This window comes from Vibrio sp. JPW-9-11-11 (assembly GCF_013369335.1).
Lineage (GTDB): Bacteria > Pseudomonadota > Gammaproteobacteria > Enterobacterales > Vibrionaceae > Vibrio.
In genome coordinates this window covers 108262-131494 of record NZ_SZQJ01000036.1, presented here as the reverse complement: position 1 = coordinate 131494, position 23233 = coordinate 108262, and the positions used below count along the sequence as shown (strand labels likewise).

Annotated in this window: 20 protein-coding genes, 1 tRNA gene and 2 pseudogenes; 7 read left to right on the top strand and 16 right to left on the bottom strand. The window is 46.5% G+C overall.

Annotated features, from left to right (window positions below):
* Positions 1–60: 60 nt before the first annotated feature.
* A complete protein-coding gene (locus FCU94_RS16485; protein WP_176289564.1) occupies positions 61–1149 on the bottom strand; it encodes a DUF3541 domain-containing protein in 1089 nt (362 codons plus the stop codon).
* 343 nt (positions 1150–1492) lie between these two features.
* Here FCU94_RS16485 and FCU94_RS16480 point away from each other — a divergent pair, with 343 nt between their 5' ends.
* Together FCU94_RS16480 and FCU94_RS16475 are read left to right on the top strand one after the other, a co-directional pair.
* Entirely contained in the window at positions 1493–2869 is a 1377-nt protein-coding gene (locus FCU94_RS16480; protein ID WP_176289563.1) for a diguanylate cyclase, read from the top strand.
* A 68-nt stretch (positions 2870–2937) separates the two neighbouring features.
* Positions 2938–3372 carry an Mpo1 family 2-hydroxy fatty acid dioxygenase gene (locus tag FCU94_RS16475; RefSeq protein WP_176289562.1) on the top strand — a complete coding sequence of 145 codons (435 nt, stop codon included), beginning with the start codon at positions 2938–2940 and terminating at the stop codon, positions 3370–3372.
* Positions 3373–3714: 342 nt separating this feature from the next.
* Here FCU94_RS16475 and FCU94_RS16470 read toward each other — a convergent pair whose 3' ends face one another.
* Positions 3715–5235 (bottom strand): DUF3612 domain-containing protein, encoded by a 1521-nt coding sequence (locus FCU94_RS16470; protein WP_176289561.1) that lies wholly within the window; start codon positions 5233–5235, stop codon positions 3715–3717.
* A gap of 163 nt (positions 5236–5398) precedes the next feature.
* Here FCU94_RS16470 and FCU94_RS16465 point away from each other — a divergent pair, with 163 nt between their 5' ends.
* Positions 5399–5962 carry a hypothetical protein gene (locus tag FCU94_RS16465; RefSeq protein ID WP_176289560.1) on the top strand — a complete coding sequence of 188 codons (564 nt, stop codon included), beginning with the start codon at positions 5399–5401 and terminating at the stop codon, positions 5960–5962.
* A gap of 72 nt (positions 5963–6034) precedes the next feature.
* On the opposite strand, the gene FCU94_RS16460 is transcribed toward FCU94_RS16465, so the two are convergent.
* The gene (locus FCU94_RS16460; protein WP_176289559.1) at positions 6035–6718 is read right to left on the bottom strand and encodes a MaoC family dehydratase; all 684 of its coding nucleotides are present in this window, start codon (positions 6716–6718) and stop codon (positions 6035–6037) included.
* Positions 6719–7036: 318 nt separating this feature from the next.
* Here FCU94_RS16460 and FCU94_RS16455 point away from each other — a divergent pair.
* Both FCU94_RS16455 and FCU94_RS16450 read left to right on the top strand, forming a co-directional pair.
* Positions 7037–7127 (top strand) — tRNA-Ser (locus tag FCU94_RS16455).
* Positions 7128–7302: 175 nt separating this feature from the next.
* Positions 7303–8592: a GGDEF domain-containing protein gene (locus FCU94_RS16450; protein ID WP_176289558.1), complete on the top strand. Its 1290-nt coding sequence runs from the start codon at positions 7303–7305 to the stop codon at positions 8590–8592.
* 3 nt (positions 8593–8595) lie between these two features.
* On the opposite strand, the gene FCU94_RS16445 is transcribed toward FCU94_RS16450, so the two are convergent.
* The 9 genes and pseudogenes from FCU94_RS16445 to FCU94_RS16405 form a co-directional block, all read right to left on the bottom strand.
* Positions 8596–9762 (bottom strand): nucleotide sugar dehydrogenase, encoded by a 1167-nt coding sequence (locus tag FCU94_RS16445; RefSeq protein ID WP_176289557.1) that lies wholly within the window; start codon positions 9760–9762, stop codon positions 8596–8598.
* Complete coding sequence (locus tag FCU94_RS16440; RefSeq protein ID WP_176289556.1) at positions 9759–12089, bottom strand: phosphotransferase; 2331 nt, start codon at positions 12087–12089, stop codon at positions 9759–9761. Before FCU94_RS16440 ends, FCU94_RS16445 begins: the two co-directional genes overlap by 4 nt.
* Positions 12079–13899: an ABC transporter ATP-binding protein gene (locus FCU94_RS16435; RefSeq protein ID WP_176289555.1), complete on the bottom strand. Its 1821-nt coding sequence runs from the start codon at positions 13897–13899 to the stop codon at positions 12079–12081. The genes FCU94_RS16440 and FCU94_RS16435 overlap by 11 nt, the downstream gene beginning before the upstream one ends.
* A 1-nt stretch (position 13900) precedes the next feature.
* On the bottom strand, positions 13901–15061 hold the full coding sequence (locus FCU94_RS16430) for a glycosyltransferase family 4 protein (protein WP_176289554.1): 1161 nt from the start codon (positions 15059–15061) through the stop codon (positions 13901–13903).
* Between the two features lie 3 nt (positions 15062–15064).
* Positions 15065–16279 (bottom strand): glycosyltransferase, encoded by a 1215-nt coding sequence (locus FCU94_RS16425; protein WP_176289553.1) that lies wholly within the window; start codon positions 16277–16279, stop codon positions 15065–15067.
* 32 nt (positions 16280–16311) lie between these two features.
* On the bottom strand, positions 16312–17502 hold the full coding sequence (locus tag FCU94_RS16420) for a glycosyltransferase family protein (RefSeq protein ID WP_176289552.1): 1191 nt from the start codon (positions 17500–17502) through the stop codon (positions 16312–16314).
* Between the two features lie 444 nt (positions 17503–17946).
* Positions 17947–18612 (bottom strand): annotated as a pseudogene (locus FCU94_RS16415) (IS5 family transposase); the annotation flags it as partial.
* 4 nt (positions 18613–18616) lie between these two features.
* Positions 18617–18841: pseudogene (gene tssD, locus FCU94_RS16410) on the bottom strand (type VI secretion system tube protein TssD); the annotation flags it as partial.
* 184 nt (positions 18842–19025) lie between these two features.
* Positions 19026–19880, bottom strand: a complete 855-nt coding sequence (locus FCU94_RS16405; RefSeq protein WP_176290066.1) for a DMT family transporter — start codon at positions 19878–19880, stop codon at positions 19026–19028.
* Between the two features lie 277 nt (positions 19881–20157).
* Here FCU94_RS16405 and FCU94_RS16400 point away from each other — a divergent pair, with 277 nt between their 5' ends.
* Positions 20158–20415: a DUF2999 family protein gene (locus FCU94_RS16400; protein WP_176289551.1), complete on the top strand. Its 258-nt coding sequence runs from the start codon at positions 20158–20160 to the stop codon at positions 20413–20415.
* Positions 20416–20469: 54 nt separating this feature from the next.
* Here FCU94_RS16400 and FCU94_RS16395 read toward each other — a convergent pair whose 3' ends face one another.
* Positions 20470–21414, bottom strand: coding sequence for an endonuclease/exonuclease/phosphatase family protein (locus FCU94_RS16395; protein WP_176289550.1), 945 nt, complete (start codon positions 21412–21414; stop codon positions 20470–20472).
* 80 nt (positions 21415–21494) lie between these two features.
* Positions 21495–21908 carry a PaaI family thioesterase gene (locus FCU94_RS16390; RefSeq protein WP_176289549.1) on the bottom strand — a complete coding sequence of 138 codons (414 nt, stop codon included), beginning with the start codon at positions 21906–21908 and terminating at the stop codon, positions 21495–21497.
* A gap of 23 nt (positions 21909–21931) precedes the next feature.
* Between FCU94_RS16390 and FCU94_RS16385 the strand changes: the two genes are divergently transcribed.
* Positions 21932–22213 carry a DUF134 domain-containing protein gene (locus FCU94_RS16385; protein WP_176289548.1) on the top strand — a complete coding sequence of 94 codons (282 nt, stop codon included), beginning with the start codon at positions 21932–21934 and terminating at the stop codon, positions 22211–22213.
* Here FCU94_RS16385 and nqrM read toward each other — a convergent pair.
* Entirely contained in the window at positions 22197–22412 is a 216-nt protein-coding gene (gene nqrM, locus FCU94_RS16380) for a (Na+)-NQR maturation NqrM (RefSeq protein WP_176289547.1), read from the bottom strand. The two genes, FCU94_RS16385 and nqrM, sit on opposite strands and share 17 nt — an antisense overlap.
* Positions 22409–22903 carry a NifB/NifX family molybdenum-iron cluster-binding protein gene (locus FCU94_RS16375; RefSeq protein ID WP_176289546.1) on the bottom strand — a complete coding sequence of 165 codons (495 nt, stop codon included), beginning with the start codon at positions 22901–22903 and terminating at the stop codon, positions 22409–22411. Before FCU94_RS16375 ends, nqrM begins: the two co-directional genes overlap by 4 nt.
* Between the last annotated feature and the right edge of the window lie 330 nt (positions 22904–23233).

Below are 23233 nucleotides of genomic sequence, written 5' to 3'. Positions count from 1 at the left end.
CTAATGGAGGCGTCGCCGTATTGAAATAACGGCGCGCCGCTTGCGATAGGCTCGGTGACACTATTTATCGCGATGGTGTTGAATGGGCACTAAGCCATAAGGCAGGTTAGAAAAAACGCTAGGATCACTCGCGACGGTGGGCGCGTGATTCACTTGTTGCCAGTCGAGCAACATGATTGCTAGAACGTTGCGATGTTCACCATATTTAAGGTCAAAATCCCCACTCACCCAAGGAATCATCCCTTTATCTCTATTAATTGACGCTTGAATGGCTTGACGGGTTTTGTCCACCACCGGGTCATCGTCTAACCCTGCGAGGAGAAAACTTATCCCGACCTCTGCAATCACATCCTCTTTGGCACGCAGTAAGATGGTGTCGATGTTGGTCCGGAAGTAGTCATAGATCCATTGATATTGCTGTTCACTGACTTGATGTTGATAGTATTCGGAGTCGGCAAACACAATATGGGTCAATCCATAAATTTTGTTGCCATATTGTTGTTTGCTTAGTGCCTTATCTTGCTCATCGGGATACGTTTCTCTAAAGGCCTTTATAAAGGGTTCTACGATGTCTTGCTCTCCCAATTGACGTAGCCAAAATACTTGGTTGGCGAGTTGCGCGGCCCACGCTTTAATCATGTCAGGGTTAGTCGCGTAGCGACTAAAATCATAACGGCGGATCACAGAACGCAATTTTTGGTCATCTTTGTGTTTCAGACCGTACTCATTGGCGCGTGCCATAGAGCCCAGAAGATCGACCCCAAGGTAAAGGTATTCAGGCATATGTTTGGTGACGCTATAGCGTCTTAAGCTGCGTTCATCGGTCTCATCTGCATAGCCACTGAGTCTTTTTTCGGCGTAAATGAGGATTTGTTCTGGTGTGTGAACGTCGGCAGAGAATCGATTAAGTCGACTAGTGACTCGCGCCATATCAGTCCACACTGCGGCGGCGTATTTTTCATCTCGGGTTTGCCGATACATGCGTAAACCGTAATGGCCCTCCTTGAAAGCGGGCAAAGTGTAGAGCTGGCTTTCATATGTATTGCGGATCAAGTCGGCGGAATCTTGATAAGTTGAGGGTTGGTTGTTGGCGAACGCTGAATAATGAACAACGGCACCAAGGCACAAACCGAGAAGCAATCGACGCATAAAATTTGACCTTAGTCATTACGAGTAAACTAACGAATGTAACCGACATTTCCATGATGAATGTGAGTGATGGGTCAAAGTCGGGTTAAATTTGCTTGCTTACTTTACGTTAACGGGTGGTTAACCTATACAAAGAGGGCGTATTGGCGGTGGCCTTATGTGCGAATACGGTTATTGACCAACAAAACTGAGCCTAATTATCAATATTTTTATCGATTAGACGATGAAAACATCACTACTTTAATGTATTTTTATACAATAACTAGAATATTTAACATTGACTTTCGTGTGAGTGAGCAAAGCCGTTTTGGCTCACAAATATAACACACGCTGTGGGGGACGGATGGCCTATCGCCTTGGCAAGCACTACTTTATTTATAGCTTGTTTCTGATTTCATTCATTTTTTCTATTGTAATGGTGGAGTCTCTTGATCGTAGCCAAAAATCGTTCCTTCGAGATAGCTTATTGGCTAAAGCCAAAGAAGAGTTGTCGATTGTTCGTTCTCAAATCGAAACCGCTATTGTCTCTGATGTATATGTGGCAAATAGTCTTTCCACCTTAGTGGCGGCGAATCAAGACTTCGAATTCTCAGGCTGGGCTTTGATTGCCTCTAGTGTGATGCGCAAAAGTCGCCATATTGAGCTGATCGGCTTAGCGCCCAATGATGTGATCGAGCATATTTATCCGCTACAGGGCAATGAAAAAGCCTTGGGTCTGGATTATCGAACGATTCCAGAACAATGGCGAACGGTGAGAAAAGCTCAACAAATTCAAGAGATATTTATTGCAGGCCCTGTCAACCTTGTTCAAGGTGGACGTGCTGTGATCGTACGAGTTCCGATTTTCACCGACCCTCCCTACAATACTCGTTATTGGGGTGTTTGCAGTGTAGTTATCTCACTCTCTTCCCTCTTTACCGAAGCGGGCATCGCTTCGTTTGAGTTTAACCATAACTTAGCGATTCGAGGCACAGATAGTAAAGGTATGGAAGGCGATCTGTTCTACGGTGAGCAATCGACATTTGATAATGCTTTTGCCATCGAGTCAGTTCACTTCCCCTATGGTAGCTGGGTGTTGGCGGCTTCGACCAAACAGGATTTATTGGCAAACAGTGCTTGGTATCGTGTTCATGCGGTGCGTCTTATCGGCTACCCGATGATAGTGCTGCTGGTGATGGCGTTTGCGCTGACCTATCGGCTGTTTGTTACCGCCAGTAAACGGTCACTACAAGATGAGCTTACTCACTTGCCCAATCGTCGTTATTTTATGTACACCCTAACTGAACATTTTGAAGCGCTTAAAAAAGGCACCGCAAGCGACAAATTTGCCATTTTGAATATTGATTTGGACCAGTTTAAGGCGATCAATGACACCTATGGGCACTCGGCAGGTGACAAAGTGTTAATCGCGACCGCTGAGAGGCTGAAAAGTGTTCTGCGGATGTCTGATGTGGTCGCCCGTTTAGGCGGTGATGAGTTCTTAATTTTATTGTCGAGAATTGAGAAGGTTGAAGATATTGATATCATCAACATCGAACTGCAAAAGGCCATTTGCCAGACACCCGTAATTTACGATCACCACCTGATCAATCTGAAAGTGAGTATTGGTTATGCGCTCTATCAGCATGAATTCACAGATATTGATGAGATGTTGAAACTTGCCGATCAGCGCATGTATGAAGAAAAGCGTCGCCAGAAACAAAAAACTCTCACAGATTAGCTCTGTCCGTCAGCATGGGAAGTAAACTCATGCTATAGAAATAAGAGATAATGAGTTTAGGAGATGGTATGAAAGATCTCACTCAATGGCTGCAGGAGTACGGCGAAAGCCACCAACACCCGGTCAATCAAAAGATTCATAAAGTCGCTGTGCCGGGCATATTTCTTTCCGTAGTAGGGTTGCTATGGTCTATCCCTCCCATTCCTTTATATGGCTTGAATTTAAACTGGGTATGGATAGCCTTGGCTCCGACTATGGTGTTCTATTATCGCTTGTCACTGAGTGTGTTTTTGATGATGCTTGGCTTCTCATTGGCTTGCATCTCGCTTATTTGGTCTCTTGAGTTATTACAAATCTCCGTGTTACTCGTGTCGCTGGTTTTGTTTGCAGTTTTGTGGTTGCTTCAGTTTATCGGACACAAAATCGAAGGTAAGAAACCATCCTTTTTCGAAGATGTGCAATTTCTCCTGATCGGGCCCATTTGGGTGTTTCGTAAACGCTAACCCTGAATGCTTGGTTATGTGCTCGGGGGAAGGAGAACAATAGTAGGTCAAGAACTCAAACCTTGTGCCATTTTGCATATTGCAATCACACGGATTTGCATTTTGCATGGATTTTTAATTTGCGACTTCATTATGCGCCTGGTTTTTGTGAAATAGGTTATTTTTCGCCCAAAAATGCCCATATATTGTGTTTTAAAAGTTGGCACGCTTTCTGCTTTACTTAAGATGACCCTTATTAAGCCGAGGGTCACCTAGCCAACTGACGTTGTTAGTGAACCCATTTTGTTCACACTTATATATAGCCAACCACGGTGATTGTGGTTGGCTTTTTTTCTTTTCAGGCTAGGCGTCTTGGCAGCCGCTATAGCAACTCGGCTTTCTCGGGCACACTGCGCCGCGTGAACAAATAACCCGAGCATCAGACTCAAGCCCTCGCTCAATCCAATTGATATTTAGAATCTTAGCGATGGTGGTAAACTCTTTTTGGATATGACGCGGAATCGGGGCGCTACCTCCCTGTCCTACGCAAAGCGCCTTCAGTTCTTCAGCCAGCTCGACTGAGTTGCCTCCTTGTGCATCAATGGCAGGATTGAGGTCGATGCCTGCACACAGTACACGGTTATTGCCAGCCGGGTCGGTCATATTCACTGATTCACAGCAATATATTCTTGGTTCATCACCCACGTTAAGAATAGAAATTTGTGCAGAGCTGCCTAGGCGAGGTTCTGACAAGCGACGAAACACCGCCCAGTGCTGACACGGGTCATTGACTTTACGCATATTTCCCCAGGGTAGGGGAATGCCATTGCCTCGATACACGGCTTTGAGTTTGTTTTGACCATAAGCATCAAAATAGTGCCAATGCGGGTAGGGTGAGACGACGGTCATGCGTCGCATCGCTACAGAAGGAGAAACCCCAGCTTTTAGGTGCACATCGATTTCGTAACCGCTCCTATCGAGAAGTTGTCTAAAGGGCACTTTGGGGCACAATAAAGCGCCAGCGAAAAAGCTCGATTCGAAGTCACGCCAAGCTTGCAAAATATCTTGTGAGTTGAGCTCTGATGTCGAGGTGCTTTGGTCATGTTCTTCCCAACTATTCGCATGGCCAACCGACAGGACGCTCTTAAGCCCTTCTTTGCTGTGCAGAACACAGTGGCCGATATAAACCGCCAAATCATATTTAAGCCGTGTCGGATAGTGCTTTAAGATCTCATTGAGAAAGATGGTTCCAGGTGGCTCAAAAAACGAAGTGACGACCTGTTTGGCGCTGACGCCAAGCTCGTCTACGACATCCTTAGGAGGTTGAGACACCCAGCGAATGGTTAGGCCTAAACTGCGTGCTATGTCCATTAAGTCTTCTGCTGAGAGATTGAGCCTTTTTAGCCCCACTTCTTCCGCCGCACGTTCAAGATCGGGGAAGTGGTTCTGATTACTTTCTTGGTGGGCACGAATTAGAAGATGAGCGAATTGGCGACCGGTAATACCAGTTTGCGATAGCATCTCTGGGATCGCGATTTGTAAGATGTCGTTAGAAAAAAGAAAGCTCGGTTCGAGCGCCATGCCACTTATTCCACCTCGATTACCTTTATCGGGGGTGATATCGGCTTGCTCAGGTTCGTCGTCAAGAAACCAAGTCGGATCTTTTTGAAATACTTCGGCAATCACCTCGAGCATGTCGATGCTAGGAACCCGCTTTCCACGCTCAATCATCGATAAGTAAGAAACAGAAGGCGCGTACTCTGGGCTAACACGAATACAACGTGCAGAGAGATCTTCCATAGTTAAGTGATTGCGTTTCCTAAGGTTTCTTATCTTAGTACCCAAAAAATGAGACTGACGAATTAAGCTTTTTGACACTGGCATTTTGTAAAATTCACACTGTAAAATTTTTGTTGTGAAATTGTAGTCAAAAATTCACTAGTATACAAAGTAAGCAAAGTCACAAATCTGCAAAAACAGTTAAACGCCGATTTCGAATATTTGCTCTAGGACTTAAAAGTTGTGAAATATCCGCGAGGGAAACGCCATGAACATGCTGACATTCGATAAAACTGAAATCCAAAAACAAAATAAGCCATTTATCGCTGAAGCAGTCTTCGCGGTAGAAACGAGTCAAGCGATGGAAAAACAAGTGAAAGCGAAACAGCTCCTTGACCGTCTCTTCCCACTAGAAAGTGGCTCTCATAAAGAGGTGACCGCTTACGTGATCGATTACCGTCACGTAATGGCCTACTTTAAAGACGGCCGACATAGCGGCTTAAAGCACCCTAAGCACTTTGTTGCTTTCACTGGCGAGAAGGAAGATCCCGAATCTATCTTGTTCCGCGATGGGACTGGAAGCCATGTTGAAGTGACCCTAGGTTGCCATAAAGGAACCGGTTGTGTTGAGTTGATTGATATCGAAGATATCCAGCTTGAAACCTGTACCACTTTCCCACAAGAAATGGCGGGTATGGCAGCAATGCGCCATTGGATTAGCCTAGTGAAAGGGGACGAAAGAGGTAAGCCGAGAGCGTGTACCGAAGAAAAAGAGTACACCGCGAAAAATGGCGAGGATTTCCAACTAGGTTGTTGTTACACCATGAGCTAAGAAGCACTCAACAAATACAAAAAGGGTACGAAAACGTACCCTTTTTTAATGGAAGTAGTATTAGGTTGAGCCTTAGAAGTGCAACTGGATTACCGATGTAACAACCGCACCAGGGCGACGCACACCGTCAATTTCTACTTTGATTTCTCGCTCGATCTCTAATCCTTTACGAATTGGCGTCACTTTCGCCAAAGTACTCACTGCTCGCACGCGGTTGCCCGCTTTAACCGGGTAAGGAAAACGCACTTGGTTTAAACCAATGTTCACGATCATCTTGGCGGTCGGGAATAAGTTGTTTTCGGGATCGACGCTGTCGGTGAGTTTAGGCAGTAATGCCAGCGTCAGAAAGCCGTGAGCCACGGTGGTTTTAAACGGAGACTCGACCGCTGCGCGCTCAGGATCGGTGTGGATCCACTGCATATCTTCAGTGACCTGCGCAAACTGATCGATGCGCTTTTGTGTTACATCAAACCAGTCACCGGTATGGATAACTTCGCCTAGCTTAGCCTGCAACTCATTGTAAAGGCGCTGAGCTTCTGGCTTGAGTTCGATAGGTTTTGGTTGTGGTGCCTCAACTTCATCGTTAACTGCAGGGACATGAAAATCACGTAGACGCGTAAACAGGTGGCGGTTATGAGCCTTGTTGACAATTTCTTCCCAGTATTCGCGAACAGTTGGAGTCATCCACTGCATAAATTCAGAATGCTGCTTAGAATTTGATTCACCACGATGTTTAAATAAGTCAGCGACTTTCATAAAAACCTCAGTTTTTGAACACACTAGCCAGTTAATTCGCTAATTTTGATATAGTTCACACTGTTGTGCAATGACTTTCGGGCGTACAAGCGTTAACTGAACAGTGTTTAATTCTTATATTTCAATGATATACTAATAAAACACTATTTTATTGTACTTTTCTAATTAGAGCTTTCGATCTATCAGTTGCGAGCGATGTCACACGGGGCTTTATCTACTTAGTCAATGATAACTGTATATATTATAAGCACTTAAACAACCTGAGGTAAATTAACGCTTTACATCGATCGGGCATGTACCTACTATACCAGCCGAAACGGAGAGATGGCTGAGTGGTTGAAAGCACCGGTCTTGAAAACCGGCATACGTTAATAGCGTATCTAGGGTTCAAATCCCTATCTCTCCGCCACTATTTAGAAAAGCCCGCTGTTACTCAGCGGGCTTTTTGCATTTCCCAATAGCTACATTGCTTTTTATTTTTTGAGTGCATCACAGAGTCGCGTTGCGAAACCAGTTTGCCTGACGATACCGACGATATTATTGTGATACCATCGCGATATAGAGTGGATAGATAGATTCAAAGCATGGAAAGCAGCGACAATTACGAACACTTGATTCATATAGCCAGTCACGATGAACTTGCCTTGTATGAGCTTATCCCGAATGTGATATGGTTTTTTGATCTCGATAAGCACGGCTGGTGGTGGGGAAACCAAGCGGCGGTAGAATTTTGGGGGTTAGATAACGTTCAGCAATTGATCGACAAGGATTTGTCTGGAGATACGCAAGGGGCCAAGGACAGAACGGCGCAAACTTTTGAATTGGCGGCGAAGAATGGTCTGACTATCGACCCTTGGACTACCTACCCAAACGGCAAACCCAAAACTGTATTTATGATGCACCGAGCGGTGTTACTAGGCCCAGACAAACATCGCGGCATCATAGCTTTTATCAATGAGAAAGTTGAACTAGGCGAGCAACCGGAAAATCTTTTGTTGGTTGAAGCCATGCGCTACACCCGAGTGGCTGCCACCACCTTTACTGAGGCTGGTGAAGTGGTGATTGAAAACCCAGCGGCTACCGAAACCTATGCACACCTCAATACAAATCGCACCCCAGATGAGACAAGTACCTTTGTTGCGCGCTTTGCTTGCCCTGACCAAGGACGAAAGTGCTTGGCTACCGCCATCGAACAACAAGGAGGACGCTGGGACTACATCATGCGCACTGCGCTAGGAGAGCGCCAGCATGCACTGGATATTCGTCGCACGCGCCACCCGCTTACCGGGGAGTTTTTGCTACTGGTGGTAGAGTATGACGTGACAGAACTCTACCAAGCACTTGCAGAAGTCGAACAAGCACGAAAACGCCTTCATGATATCGCGATGACCGATACTCTCACCCAAGTTTCAAGTCTGCACCATATGCAAGAAGTCGCCAAGCAAACACTTATTGAAGCAACGCGCGAAGGGGAAGGGGTTCGAGTGTTGTTTATTGATCTTGATGGCTTTAAGCAGATCAATGACAAACACGGTCATGATATTGGCGATGAAGTACTTAAAATCGTCGCGCAGCGAATCAAATCCGTCATTCGTGGCACCGACATGCTCGCTCGCATCGGTGGTGATGAGTTTGTCATTCTCCAGTCCGGCGCCAATGATACGGAGAGTATCGCTCAGCGCACTCTCAGCACCTTGGCTGAGCCGATCAAAGTGCAAGGCAATATGGTGAAAGTCCACGCTAGTATCGGTATCGCCTCTTATCCCGAGCAGGCTGACAATCTAAAAGATTTGCTCAAAATAGCCGATGACGCCATGTATAAGGTGAAAAAGTCAGGCAAGAATGCCTATGCGTTTGCCGAGGGCAGTGAATAAAGACTAGTCGCAACCGAATAGATCTCGAGTGTAAACCTTGTCTAAAACATCGTATAGCTCTTTGCTCATCCGGTTGCAAATAATGAGGTCTGAGAGAGTTTTGAAAGTCTCTAAGTCTTTCAATACTCTTGCTTGATGGAATTCTTGCTGCTCTAAAGCGGGTTCATAGATGACAATCTCAACCCCTTTCTCTTGTAGGCGGCGCATAACGCCTTGAATGGATGAAGCGCGGAAGTTATCTGAACCTGATTTCATCACTAACCGATAAACGCCGACGACTTGCGGCGAACGCTTCACGATTGAATCGGAAATATGATCTTTACGCATACGATTTGCTGTCACGATGGCACTGATAATAGTGTTGGGCACAGAATGGTAGTTTGCCAGCAACTGCTTGGTATCTTTTGATAGGCAATAGCCGCCATAGCCAAAAGAGGGATTGTTGTAATGATCGCCAATCCTCGGATCGAGGCAGACACCCTTGATGATATCTCGGCTACTTAAGCCATGGGCTTCTGCATAGGAGTCCAATTCATTGAAGTAAGCGACACGCATAGCAAGGTAAGTATTAGAAAAAAGCTTCACCGCTTCTGCTTCTGTTGAGTGAGTCAAGAGTACTGGAATCTCTTTCGTCCAAGCCCCTTCAATAAGCAGATTTGCGAACTGTTTTGCCCTGTTATCGCATCCACCAACGATGATTCTAGACGGGTATAAATTGTCATGTAGCGCTTTACCCTCTCGAAGGAATTCAGGTGAAAAAATCAGGTTTTGACAATCAAGCTGTTGTTTTATTCGCTCTGTAAACCCAACAGGAACGGTAGACTTTATTACCATGGTAGCCTGTGGGTTTATTTTTTTGACATCTCGAATAACCGATTCAACAGAGAGTGTATTAAAGTATTGAGTGGTTGGGTCGTAGTCAGTTGGTGTAGCGATGATGACAATTTGTGCATCACAATAGGCTTGGTATTTGTCTGTGGTGGCAACAAAGTCAATTGGCTTGTTGGCGAGAAAATCTGCAATGTCTTTATCAAGGATGGGTGAAATCCTCTTGTTGAGCTGTGAGACTTTTTCTTCTACTACATCTAATGCTACTACCTGATGATGCTGAGCGAACAGCATGGCGTTCGATAGCCCGACATAGCCGGTGCCAGCAATGGCTATTTTCATCGTTCACTCCTTGGATTATGTCTTATGTCCATTTCTTTGCTTGAATAACTTCCTCTAATCAGTCCATGGGCTTGAGACTCGCAGTACTCAAGTAGTGAGTAAGTGATGCTGTTTCGACTCGCGATTCTCTGGCTAATGTACAGGTGCCTAGCCAGTGTTAGCATTCGATAAATCGCTATTTGTTGTGTGATGTCCTGGCCGCTAAGATCTTGATATCGAGCGGTAAACGTTTCTACTTGGCGTCTAGCATGATTCATGTTTCCAAATTCTCTCAGGCACTGCTCCTCTATGTGTGCGATAAAGTTGGCCACGTCGATGGCAGGGTCACCGATACACAGCAAGTCGAGGTCGAGCAAATACAGTTTGTCGCCTTCAACAAGCAGTTGGTCGTGATAAAAGTCTCGGTGAATAGGGCAAGCCATAGGCGGAGGTAGTTTATCGGCTAGCAGGAGGCATTGCGCGTATAGCACGTCTAACCTAGCTTGCCAATCAGGGTGACGTTCGGCCACGGATGCTAGAGCGCGGCGCAAGATCTTGAGCTCGTCTTGCAGAGTGTGCATTTTCTCTAGCTCAACACCACTTGCATGTAATTTGTATAGTGCATCGGCGCTTCTTTCGGCAACCCAAGTTCCATCGTTTGCACAAAAGTGCGGAAACAGCGCTTGGCCGTTCACTTTAGATTGCATCCAGATATGGTGTGAAGCCAAATATCCTAGAGGTTTAGGAATTTCAATTTTATCAGCGCAGTCAGTAGCAAACCCCAGTTCTTGCAGGCGACAATTCGCTCGCCAAGTTTTCCTGTCGAACCCTTTCGCTCGCGCTTTACCAATTACGCAATACTCTTGTTGGCCGTCTGCTGAAAAAACAAACTCAAGCAAGATGCGTTTACCTACTTTATGTCGCAATGGGGTGATTTTGCGCAAGCGCTTAGTCTTTAACTCAGGATGATGTAGAGAGAGAGCATCTTGGATTGCGCTACTCATCGCCTTGACATCAAGCAGTTGGTGTAGAAAAGGCATGTCGGGATCACTGCAAACGCGATAGTTACCTTGTTGATTTGATTCAAACTGCTCTAGATGGCGAAGGCTGGCCTGCAAGATAGCTCGGGTTCGCGCGGGCCAATTAGGTTCATTATTGCGAAAGGGGTGATGAATCAGCTGCAATAGTCCGGCGGCGGTAAAAAGAGGGACTTCATCTTCGAAAAAGCCCCTCTGGGCTTGGTATCCTTGCAGCAGAGCACTGCGGTAAGTGTCGACTTGTGTTTGGTTGAGGCGCATTGCGATTCGATCTCGCTCAAGGTGAGCGATAAACAACCCCAGATCGCAACTTGGATAAAAGCGGCAGACATCGTCAAGGTCGATCAACGCTATTTCTTTTGGGCACACCAAGATTTGCTTTGCGTAAAAATCACCATGAATGCGTGTTTTGGCTGAGGTGAGTCTGAGCACGCCATAACCAATACGCAGCGCGATCGATTCGGTCTGCTGTTGCAATTCTGGGAGTAGGTCAGCGGTATTCTTCGCGACTCGATTCAGCTGTTGGCAGTATTCGTCATTATGACGCTCGGGCAGGGTCTGTTTTGCAGATTTACCATGGAACAAGGCTAACTGCTTGCCAGTTCGCTTGAGTTGAATAGGGTCGAAATCAACTTGATTCCAGAGCTGGCTGAGAGGTGTTCCTTCTAGCCATTGATAAACCAGAATATGGTGCTTATTACTACGTCCAATCAAACGAAGCGGCCGACGTCCGTTGACCGATTGACGCCGCGCGCGCTTAGCTTGCTCATAGCGCCCTTTGGTGTAGATCTTGATTACTGCACGTTGGCCTGTCGGTGCAGATAACAAACCAACAAAGCGCCTTTCAGGTTTGTATTGCAGTGTTTCAATTGACGAGCCTGTGAAGTCTTGTGGTTGATAAAGTACTCGCTCGAGTAGTTGCTCCCGTGCAAGCGGTTCAATCAGACGCGACATTACTGCGAGTTTTTCGTCGTGAGGAAAATAGGCGATCAGTACAGACTCTTGTTGCAAGGTAAAGCGGAGTGGAGGAGACAAGGTTGAAGATGGCTCACGTTTATGCAGTTTGTCGGCGTCGCTCGGAACATAGGCTTTAGCGTACAGTGAATGGCAGACGCCCTGATGGCTGAGCTGATACTTGACTAAGCAGTTCGTCCCCTTTTTGTAGCGAATGTAGTACTTAGTGATGGAGTCGAAAGCAAGGCTAGGGTGCAGTGATTGCAATACTCGCCCTAGTTTCCTTTCATTAAGCACTAGGCTCAATCCAGGAAGAGAAGGATCACGAGCAATAATCTCTAATTCTTCACTGGTCATTGTTGGCCCCCGCTAATGCTCCGAACTGCGATCTATACTCCCCTGCTTTTTCAAGCAGCGTTTGATGTGTGCCTTGCTCAGAAAGTTGGCCCTTGTCCATATACACAATGTGGTCGCACTGCTTAGCGATCTCCTTGCGGTGGGTAATGATAATGGCGGTGTGGCCCTCGGAAAGTCTGTATAAAGCACGGCTGACCGACGCTTCTGTTACCGGATCTAATCCTGTGGTGGGCTCATCAAGAATCAATATTGGCGCCTGTTTAAGGGCCGCTCGAGCAATCGCGATCCGTTGCCGCTGACCAGCAGAAAGTGTTACCCCACGTTCCCCGACTTCAGTGTCATATCCTTGCGGTAAAGACGCGACGAATTCATGGATTTCGGCCAATTTGGCCGCTTGAATAATTTGCTGCATTGAATAACCCTGCTGCCCGATAGTAATGTTCTCGGCAATAGAGGTCGCAAACAGGGCTGTTTCTTGCAAAACAACGGCAATTTGATTGCGTAAACTGGCGAGGCGGTAGGTTCGGATGTCGACGTCATCAATAGTGATCCGGCCTTGCTGTGGGTCATGAAGACGAAGCAGAAGGTTGACCATAGTGGATTTACCACTGCCAGAGGGACCAACTATCGCGACTTTTTCTCCGGCGTTGAGCTTTAGTGTGAGGTTATTTAGGTGATGCTTGGCATCCCCTAGATAGGAGAAAGACACCGACTCGAAGGCGATGTTGCCAACAAAACTGGGGGCATCAATTGCATCGGGTTGGTCTCGAACATCTTGTTCTTGATTGAGCACATCAAGAACTCGGTCTCCTGCGGCCGATGCTTTGGCGAGACGTGCGGTGTATTTGCTAAAGTCTCTGATAGGGCGAAAAACACGCCTCAGATAGTAGATAAACACCACAAGCTCACCTGCGGTTAGCTTGCCTTCCATCACTTGTAATGAGCCGAACCATAAGACGATAGCACTGGAGACAGCAATCAGAATGTCCACATTGCGTTGTAGCCCGGCAATCAAACGTTTGCTCTTCACCCCTTCTTTAAGACTTTTGTTATTCGCGCTGCCAAAGATTGACGAAAACCGTCCTTCTAACGTCAGGGCTTGGACCGATTTTATCGCATGAATCGACTCTGATGCCGTCGCTGCCATCACCCCCTCCCTTTGTCGATTTTTGCGCGCAACGGTATGAATTTGTTTACTGCTGCTGAGGGTGAACAGCCACAGTAACGGCAGGGTAGACAGAGAGAGTAAAGCTAGTTGCCAGTTGAGCCACAGCATCACCGACACAATGCAAATGAAGATCAGGGAGTTGCCCAAGAGCGGGACCGCTGCTGTCACCGCGACCTCTTTCATCATTCCCATATCACTGATCAGCCGAACCACAAGATCGCCACTACGCTGTTTTTGATAAAACACAGGAGAGAGCCTTTGCAGATGATCGAACAATTGAGCACGAAGGCGAATGATGACGTGATTGCCGACTAAAGCCATGCAGATGGTAGTGGTATAAGTCGCTAATGCACGGAGCAAAGTGATGGCGACCAGTGCCAACGCCAAGGCAGCAAAGTAGTGAGAAATCTCGAGGTTGCGCAGTATATCTAGGTGCTTAGCACTGCTTGGGTCCGGTGTCATTAACCGATCAATAATGTATTTCAATGGCCACGGCTCTAGCAAGCGCAGTAGCATTTGGATGAACAACCCAACAAAAGCTGCGGCAATGAGCGCCCGTTTCTCTATGATGTAAGGGCGAACATGATAAAAAAAGCGCCGCAATTTTGGCAGGCTATCTTTGAGCCCCGTTGCTCTTGCCATATCAGTGTACCCTTGTAGGTAAGGCCAACCAGTTCAACAGTTGACCTACTCGCTGATGCCAGCTGTGTTTTTGCTCAGCTTCATAACGCGCTTGTTTACCCAGTAGCGTTGCGTCATTGGGATGTGTGATTAAATAGTCCAAGCACTCGATCAGTTGCTGCACGTCTCCGGGGGAATAGAGTAAGCCGTGCACCTTGTGCTCAATGACATCACCTATCTGTCCGGTACGACTTGCGACTACAGGTAGTTGCGCCGCCATGTACTCAAACACCTTGAGTGGTGAAAAATAGAACTCGATATTGTCAGGGTAAGGCGCAGCACCGATATCCATTTTGCTTAGGTAGTCGGGCATTTCTGCTGGGCTGACAGCGCCTGTCATTTGCACGACATGATTAAGGTCCAACGAGTCTATCTGGGCTTGCAGCGCAGGGCGTTGTGGTCCATCGCCGACAATCATCAGGCGAATGTGTGAATGGAGTGGGTAAAGTTGAGCGAAGGCTTCGATCAGTGACTCAACCCCGTGCCAAGGTTTCAAGGTTCCGACAAAGCCAATGGTAAATGGCCGCTTGGTGATGGCGTGAGAACGACAGTTGGAAAATCTTTCAACATTCACGCCATTGGGTAGCAATTGTATTTTGCCTCTGGCCTGAGGAAACTGGTTTAAGTAATGTGCGACCTCTTTCGACACCGCGAGTATATGGGTGGCGTGGCTAAAGCATTGCTCTGAGATGGAAACAGCCGAGGCATGGTCAACTAAGCCGCGATAGCGTGCTTGCTCTTCAATCAAGGGCGCATTCACTTCGAGGATCCCGGGGACCCCAATAGCATTGGCGTAGGTCATACCTGCATGACTCCAGAGCGAATAACGTTCGTAGACAAAGTCAAAAGGACCTGCGTTGGCGAGCAGTTCAAGTGTCGCTTGATTATCCTCGATGTCGGCTTGTTCGCGTTGGGCGCGATCTTTTATTCGTTGGTGAGCAATTTGATAAACCACATTTGGATGAAGTTGACTTGGGCACTGCCCGCCAAGGCTGGCGGCAAAGAGTGAAAAAGAAATCTGATACTGTGATAGAGCCTGACACACCTCCTGAATATGGAGCGAACATCCTTTGGTGCCAAAAATAGGAACCCCTCGGTCAGAGCATACATAGGCGACATTCATTTGCTACTCCTGCTCGTCAGATAGAGGGTGATCGACAGGTCGACAAAAGCATTGACGAATGCGTGCTGCATTTAGATGGATATCAAAGTCTTGCTCTATTTTCTGTCGTGCGTTGTTGGCGAGGCTGACTCTAAATTCGCTGTCGGACAACAGCCTCTCGATTGCAATGGCAAGTTGGGCAGGATTACGCTGTTCTATCATCAGCCCGGTTACCTCATGTTGAATGACTTCTGGGATGCCGGTTACGTCTGTAGAGATGCAAGGGGTGCCCATCGCCATGGCTTCAAGAAGCACTGTCGGTAATCCATCTCGATTTCCATCATGGCCGACGATGCATGGCGCAGCGAATAACGCGGCTTGTTGCAAATACTGCTTGACCTCTTTCTGTGGTAAAGAGCCAAGCATTTTCACTTGACCTTCCATACCTAGTGAGTTGATCTGCTGTTTGAGCGCCTGGTAGAGTTCGCCACTGCCAATGATCTGACAATGAAACACCACGCCGCGCTCTTTAAGCAGTGCACAAGCATCAATGAGATCGCTAATGCCTTTTTTCTCAACCAGCCTGCCTACCGTACAGATAACAGGTTCGCGTAAATTAGGAGAGTGGAAAGCAAACTCATCAAGGTCTAAACCATTGTAGATACGTTTGAGCTGTTGTTTGGGGACCCGGAGTTGTTGAGTTAGGTACGTGACGTTAAAGTCACTCACTGTGATAGCGCATTGCGCGGAATCAAACTTTTTCAACAGCAGTTTTTTATCGACCTCTTGATGGAAAATGTCTTTTGCATGAGCGGTAAAGCTATAAGGGACGCCTGTAATCGCGCTGGCGATTTGCGACACGGTTGTGGCGGTAGTTGCAAAGTGAGCGTGAAGGTGAGTGATGCGTTTTTTGCGTATGTGTTCGCATAGCTCGAGTGCTTGCAGTACCTCGCGCGCACTGGCTTTTGGATACTGACTTAAGGCGGCCCACATCATAGGGTATAACAGCGCAACCGCCTTTTGCTTCTCCCAAAAACTGCTGGCTCGTTCTGCCTTAGCAGACAAGTAAGCGACTGGCGCTCTTACTCGAGAAATTATGTCTTGGAAGTGCGTATCTTGAGGGGGCAATAATGCGTAAATGAATAGCTCTTGATGAGCCTGCTCATGAGCTAAAATCTCGTTGACAATAAATGTCTCAGAATATCTTGGGTAACGTTTGACAACGTAAGCAACGCGCATGCTTGATCTCCAATCCTTGATGCCAGTCCCATTCAGTGGGTGAGCCGCCTAGAGCTGGCAAGACTCAGAATCCATTGGCTGATATTTTCCATTCCATCTAATCGAATCTTTTGATGGTAAGTCGAATTCCCCAAGCGATTTAGCATGTCGGCGACCTTTTCCATCAACGCTTTGCCACTTACTTGCTCGGGATGAATATAGTCAAATAGTTTCAAACGACTCATACTCTGGGCCCGTATCAGTTGTTCAGTGCAGGGCGTGGTTCTTGGTATGATTAGGGCAGGTTTTCCCGCTGAAAGAATCTCACACACCGTGTTGTACCCGCCCATTGAGACGATTAAGTCTGAGTTAGCGATATAGGAGGTTAATTCATCACTAAATTGCAGCATGGTCACATTGCTTAATGGAGCTGCTAGCTGGAACAAATTCTCAATATCACGCGCCGACATTTCAGGGCCGCAGATCACCGTGCTGTGGATGTTGCTGCGATACTCAGATTGAGCAAGACCTTGAAGATAGTGAGTAATGACCGACACTCCGTCGTTTCCTCCACCCACCGTCACCAGCACACGTTTAATGTTTGTATCTGGCCGTTCGGTTTTATCAACATCTTGTGTTGGAATCGGTCTTTGCAAATAGCCTAGGTAGCTGGTTTTTTCACGAATGTTGTTTGGAAACTGGTAGTGGCGGGTGGCATCAAACACGCTCTGTTGCCCGGCTATCAGCACTTGATCATAGTGCTTGTCGATAAAGGTGAAATAGTGGTTCTTACGCCAGATACGCGATGTCACTTTGGCGCTGTCCAAAATGTCTCGTAGCAGCAATACAAGCCGTGGGCGTTTGGAACAACTTTGTAAATACTGAAAGCTTCTACTTAACTCGTTGCCTAATCCTATCGGCTTTTTGTCAACTAAAAACAGGTCGGGCTGATAGTGCTGGAGGACTTGTTGGATCATCTGCCCTCGTAGTGCAATAAGCTCTCGGCAATGACTAAAACTGTCCAGCTTCGGGCGATACTGTCCCAGTTGGTCGCGGCCTAAACAAGGAAGCTTAACGTAATCAAGCGCGTGGTTGGTTCGAAAAGCATGCAACATGGTTGAGCCAGTGATCAGCAAAACCGTGACATTACTATGCTGCTCGATCAAATACTCGGCAATGGCAATCATTCGGCGAATGTTGCCTAGGCCATAGCTATCATGAGAATAGAAAAGCAGCTTAATCACGCGGTTCCCTCACGCTAAGGTTTCGAAACGGCATCACTGCTTACTGCTTGCCTAGAGGTGACGACAATTCATTACAAAGTTTAATGATAGTATAGTCATTAATGGTTAGTTGGCGGGCAAAGTGCCGGAGAAATACGCAGCTAGGAGAGTTCGACGCACCTATCCTATTGTTTGTGTGGGTTATAACTTTTTAGACGCGTTCTAAATGTATGGAAGAGTCGAATATGGAAGTGGTTGTGTAGTGGTGACAAACGGAGGACCTAACCCCCAGTGCACTATTTGGCTGTAAGCTGATTGGAGTTGGTTAAATCAAACACAATCAGCCCACAGCAACAAAAAACATTTTTACTTTGCAAACTTTTTACAAATGTCGGTATCAAGATCTATCGCAACATAGTCGTGGCTTTGTTGCGTAATTCGGACGGAAAACCAAACCGCGCGTTCTTAAACAATGTACCGACTTTCAGGCATACCAAGCCCTGTAAGCTTATTCAGCGCTTTAATCATGGCGTAGGTTTCACCTACCTGAGCATTGTAGTTTCTAAGGCTTGACCTCCCGCCTAGCAACTGCTTCACACGATACATGGCTGTTTCAGAGAGCGAACGCTTGTGATAACCATACCGCTTTTTCCACTTCTTGTTGGAGCCATAGAGCTTTTGGCAAACTACTGCTAAATTGCGAGGGTGTCCTTGTTCCCAGAAGGCTGCCCCTTCTCTTGGTGGGATAAGCGGAACTGCTTGCTTCAACCGTATGGTATCATGGCAATTCCTTGTGTCGTAAGCACCATCTCCAGATATCTCGATGATTCGTCGACGTGTTTGCTTAAGCAAATTAGGAAGGACTTCTGCATCAGTGACATTAGATAAACTCAGTTCTGCTGCTACTATCTCGTGAGTACTGGTGTCGACTGCTAAATGCAGCTTTCTCCATACTCTACGCTTCCCGTCAGTACCGTGCTTCTTGACTTTCTATTCACCTTCACCATAAACCTTGAGACCAGTGGCATCAATGACCAGATGCTGTATCGCACCTCTAGTTTTAGTTTTAAATGAAACCTCAACCTGTTTAGCTCGACGGCTTATACAGGTGTAATGCGGACAAACAAGCGGTATGGTTGAGCGAAACAGTGAACTGAAATGGCTTGTGAACACGTTGGCCTGAAGGCTGACCAGATTGTGGGTCAGTTGGAACGGTTACAACGTGGTCAAACTTTTGAACCAGCATTTCATCTTCATGACCTTCTACAAATGAGTCACCGATAGAATCAGCAGTACATGCGCCCGCAGTAATTAGACCCTGAGTTTCACCTTCGATAGAGATATAACATGGAGTTGGCATAGCAATCCTTTCCTTTAGTGTGTTTGTTTAACATGTGAATGTGCTTACTAAAGGGCAATTGTTATGCCTAATTATAAAATCTAAATTTATCAATTGTTTACGTTTTTCGTTGCGATTGGTTGAGCAAGATTTTACCTAGCATAAGCAAAAACACGTTGCCCAATGAGCAATATGTTGTGATTTGTTACCCACGTTGGAAAGGTTTTACCAACTTTTGACCAAAGACATTAATTAATGCTCCAGTGACGATCAGGCTCCCGCCTAGGAAGGTCCATATGGAAGGAACTTCATCGAAGATCCAAACGCCAAGCAACGCGGAAAAAACGATTTGAACATAGGAATAGGCAGAGGCTTTACCCGCCGCTTGGGTCTGCATGGCCTTGGTCAATCCGTACTGGCCAACTTGGGTAAAGATACCCACTAAGACGAGTAACAGCGTCAGGTAGAGGCTTGGCCAAATGAAGTTATCCCAAATGAGCAGCAAGGACACTGGCAGAGCGATAAGTGGAAAATACATGATGATCACCGAGCTGTCTTCGGTTTGGCTTAGTTTGCGCACAATCACGTAAGCAATCGAACTGCCAAGCGCTCCAAACAAAGCGGTCGTGACGCTAAATAACGGGAGTTGATACTCAATCCCACTGTTTAGGCTCGGTTGAATCATAAAGCCAAGCCCTGCCAAGCAAAAAACGATGCAGATGACGGTGGAAGTTTGAATGCGCTCTTTAAGAAACATCAGCCCCAGTAAGGCAGTAAACACAGGGTGGACGTATTGTAAGATCGTCGCCTCTGCGAGTGGTAGTGTGGTGACCGAGTAGTAGACACACATTAGAGCAAAGGTGCCGATAACACCGCGCACAAGCAGTAAGGGTTTATTGTTGCCCCATGGAGAGAGTCGTTTTCGTTTGACATCGAGATAGCTAATGATCAGTGACACCAAAGCGCGCGCCGCCACGATTTCAAACACCGGAATACCATAGTGACTGACATATTTAACGCAGGCCGACATCAACGCAAACCCTAATGCAGAGAGCAGCATAAATCGAACCCCGACGGGGATCTGAAGATACAGTTGGTTAAGCATGGTATCGCCTTGATAATAGTCGTTATTCGCCAGGCAGGATAAAGGATGTCGTAATGGGTTGCCAGTAAGGAAATGGATAAAACAAGTCAATTGAGTTTGCTCGCTACCTAGTAAAGCCCCTGGTCTGTACACTACCCATTCGTCGAATGCGCTAGAGCTGAACAGACTACAAATTGGTCTGCGCCAGTGCTAGACTTCCCGTCATGTTTTACTGAGCCAAATAGGTAACCCGATGAACCCAATTATTGCAATGTTGAAAGAGAACAATATTAGCGATGAACAAATCAACCAACTGTTTCAAACCTTGACGGAAAATCCATTGGCGGCGATGGCGACCATCAGCCAACTTGGTCTCCCACAAGACAAGCTGCAACTTTTGATGGGGCAAGTGATGCAAAACCCAGCCTTGATCAAACAAGCGGTTGAAGAACTAGGGCTGGATTTCGCTAAAGTGGAACAGGCAAAGGCCAAACTTCAACAGCCGTCATAATCGGTAAGCGAGATTAATCCATAGACAGGCCGTGTTTTAACACGGCCTGTTGCGTTATAACACGAAGCGCAAAGTCGCAGAGATAAACGCATGATCGCTGGCATTTTTGTCTTGTTCATAGTTAGGATTGATCAGGTGTTGATCCAGCGTATTTACGTCAATTACGTCGGCAAGAGATTGGCAAGAGTTTGTCTGAAACTCCTGTGAAAGCAAAATGTAGTCAAGTACGTTGCCGGTACTAAAATGGTAATGAGTAGCGGGGCGATGGGTCGGCACTGAAGTTTGCAAATCCCAGCAATCGGTCAACGTCAGTGCCTCATCGTCCGACTCGATTGGGCTAACCAGAGGGGCAAGCGTATCACTGCTCAAGCATTGATTGAAATCGCCCATTAGTGCGGTCGGCATTGGCTTTTGTTGGTATTGCTGCTGCATAAATAGTCGTAACATCACCGCTTCCCAACCTCGCTGCTGAGCCGACAACCACTTACCGACTAATGGCTGTTCATCTTCAATCTTGATGCTCTCCGTTGCCCGCTGAGATTTTAAATGGCATACATAAATACTGACTTCGCCAATAATGGGCACATCGATGATGCAAAAAATCGGCTGGCGGCTAAAAGCGGGCGGTATCACCTGATAGCTTTGGCTAATTGACGGACAAGGTTGAACGGCTCTGACCCGCTTAAATGGATAGCGTGACGCAACAGCAACCACCGGGAGTGAGAAAATGTACTCATCCTCCACCATGGGAGTGTCGACGGTAGCGAAATAGGGGTAACCCATTTGGTTCATCAGTGACTTGGCGGCCTCAATACTAAACACTTCTTGCAGGCCGATAATATCCGCATTGAGCGTTGTAAGTTGTTGCTCGGTCCAATGGCATTTGTCAAGCCACTGCTCCCGTTCATAGATATTATCAAACTGATAAAATGCGTTGGGCGGCTCAACAAAGTTAAACAGATTGGCTGAAGCAAGAGTCAGTGTTTGGTTGGTCAGCAAAGGGAGTCCTTATGTTTATAGCACCCCATCAGTGTAACCAATCTCAGCATCACTTGCTTTCTCCTCGCGGAGTTTGAGCGTTATTTCGCGTCGAAACTTTGCATGAATTTCGCCTCCGCTCGAGAGTGACAAACTCCATCAACAAAGATGTCGCTTTGTAGTGTGTGCATCCTCTGCTTACTGTTTAGGCAGCGGGCCTTAACCCAAACAACAGAGTTGAGCGGGATGGGTTTAAGAAAACGTACATTTAACTGTGCCGTCATGGCGTGAATGTTTTGAGCAAACAAACAATGTGTCATGGCTGAGTCGTGCAGAGTGGTGATTAAACCGCCTTGCATGACATCTTGATAGCCTTGCACTTTTTCTGTTGGTACAATTTTACCTTCAACCCCTCCATCCGACGTTAAAGTAAAGTCAATGACAGTGTGACGGTTAAAAAAAGGCTGACAGCACACCGAACAGTGTTGGTGATTTTCTGGGATCTGGATAGACATAAAATACCACTGGATTAGAGAACATGGCTCGACCAAAGAAAGAGCGAAATATATGCGGAACCGCGCCGTATGAGTGCTTCAAACCCAACGGGGTGCCACTGTCGAAACTCAATCAGATCAATCTACTCGCAGATGAACTTGAAGCGATACGCTTAGCCGATCTTGAAGCGTTAAGTCAGCTTGAAGCCGCGACTCGTATGGGGGTCTCTAGACAGACGTTTGGCAATATCGTCAAACGTGCACGAGCCAAAGTTGCTCAAAGCCTTGTTCTTGGTCAGGCGATCATGATCAGTCGCGAATCATAGTTCTGTCTTTCGGCTCTTGAATTTGATATAGCCGATACGAGTGCTCATCACATGTGCTCACGCAATTGCACTCTCTTTCTATCTTGAGCGTTGCGAGCCCGCCACAACTGCCTTGTAGGGTTTTTCGTTGCAGAATGACACCGACTGCCATCAACACTATCACGCCTAAAAACACTAAAAAACACAGTATATAGGTCATCTCTTTTTCTCAGGTAGGGTGGCGCGTTCGAAGGCTTTTGTCAGATGCTTCATCGTTGTTGGTGAAAGCTTGTGGGCCTTAAGCTCGCCATTATAAGAAGGGCGTTGTAATCGATGCGAGTCAGAGTGCGTTGCGCAGCCGTGTTTTTTGCTATTAGGTGATGGTCGTGCAAAGCCGAGGTTTGTCACTGGAGTTAACAGACTTTGATCAAAGTTAGTTATATCAAAACCGCGCGGCGCACTTAGCACTGCCACATTCAGCTTTAACAAGGTGTTTAGCATATTAGTGCCTATAGAGCGAACAACGACAGCATCCACTTGGTTGTCTTGCAATGTCTTAATCCAAAACTTCTTGTGACCACAGCAGTTTGAAGACTCGGGGAGCTCGATCATACGTTCAGTTAGGCTTTGACTATCCCAAAGTACTATCTGTGGAGCTTTGGCAAAGTGATTGGAAAGAGACAATTCGCGACTAGGAATGGCAAATAACATAGGGTTCTCCTTTTGACTGAGGAACACCACCACTGTACATCCCATTTATGGCATATGCCAATAATTATTTGTGGGAAATAAGGATCCATATAACGCAAAACAGAAAGGCGAACCAAACGGTTCGCCTTTTGTTATTCAAGTTAGTTTCCAACTTGGTTATCTGTGATCACCTGGTGATCACAGATAACTAAGATGGAAACTAGCTAGCTTTCTAAATCAGCCATCTGGAATACTTCTCAAAAATAACCAAGTTGCAAACTCCTACCGCTTAATGGCAAATGAAGCCATCAGGTTTGGTTAACTAAGTTGAAAACTTCCTCTTCAATAGAA

Bases quoted from the DNA above. Each gene is read 5' to 3' on its own strand.
- FCU94_RS16485 (WP_176289564.1), bottom strand. From the start codon at position 1,149: ATGCGTCGATTGCTTCTCGGTTTGTGCCTTGGTGCCGTTGTTCATTAT.
- FCU94_RS16480 (WP_176289563.1), top strand. From the start codon at position 1,493: ATGGCCTATCGCCTTGGCAAGCACTACTTTATTTATAGCTTGTTTCTG.
- FCU94_RS16475 (WP_176289562.1), top strand. From the start codon at position 2,938: ATGAAAGATCTCACTCAATGGCTGCAGGAGTACGGCGAAAGCCACCAA.
- FCU94_RS16470 (WP_176289561.1), bottom strand. From the start codon at position 5,235: ATGCCAGTGTCAAAAAGCTTAATTCGTCAGTCTCATTTTTTGGGTACT.
- FCU94_RS16465 (WP_176289560.1), top strand. From the start codon at position 5,399: ATGAACATGCTGACATTCGATAAAACTGAAATCCAAAAACAAAATAAG.
- FCU94_RS16460 (WP_176289559.1), bottom strand. From the start codon at position 6,718: ATGAAAGTCGCTGACTTATTTAAACATCGTGGTGAATCAAATTCTAAG.
- FCU94_RS16450 (WP_176289558.1), top strand. From the start codon at position 7,303: ATGGAAAGCAGCGACAATTACGAACACTTGATTCATATAGCCAGTCAC.
- FCU94_RS16445 (WP_176289557.1), bottom strand. From the start codon at position 9,762: ATGAAAATAGCCATTGCTGGCACCGGCTATGTCGGGCTATCGAACGCC.
- FCU94_RS16440 (WP_176289556.1), bottom strand. From the start codon at position 12,089: ATGACCAGTGAAGAATTAGAGATTATTGCTCGTGATCCTTCTCTTCCT.
- FCU94_RS16435 (WP_176289555.1), bottom strand. From the start codon at position 13,899: ATGGCAAGAGCAACGGGGCTCAAAGATAGCCTGCCAAAATTGCGGCGC.
- FCU94_RS16430 (WP_176289554.1), bottom strand. From the start codon at position 15,061: ATGAATGTCGCCTATGTATGCTCTGACCGAGGGGTTCCTATTTTTGGC.
- FCU94_RS16425 (WP_176289553.1), bottom strand. From the start codon at position 16,279: ATGCGCGTTGCTTACGTTGTCAAACGTTACCCAAGATATTCTGAGACA.
- FCU94_RS16405 (WP_176290066.1), bottom strand. From the start codon at position 19,880: ATGCTGCTCTCTGCATTAGGGTTTGCGTTGATGTCGGCCTGCGTTAAA.
- FCU94_RS16400 (WP_176289551.1), top strand. From the start codon at position 20,158: ATGAACCCAATTATTGCAATGTTGAAAGAGAACAATATTAGCGATGAA.
- FCU94_RS16390 (WP_176289549.1), bottom strand. From the start codon at position 21,908: ATGTCTATCCAGATCCCAGAAAATCACCAACACTGTTCGGTGTGCTGT.
- FCU94_RS16385 (WP_176289548.1), top strand. From the start codon at position 21,932: ATGGCTCGACCAAAGAAAGAGCGAAATATATGCGGAACCGCGCCGTAT.
- nqrM (WP_176289547.1), bottom strand. From the start codon at position 22,412: ATGACCTATATACTGTGTTTTTTAGTGTTTTTAGGCGTGATAGTGTTG.
- FCU94_RS16375 (WP_176289546.1), bottom strand. From the start codon at position 22,903: ATGTTATTTGCCATTCCTAGTCGCGAATTGTCTCTTTCCAATCACTTT.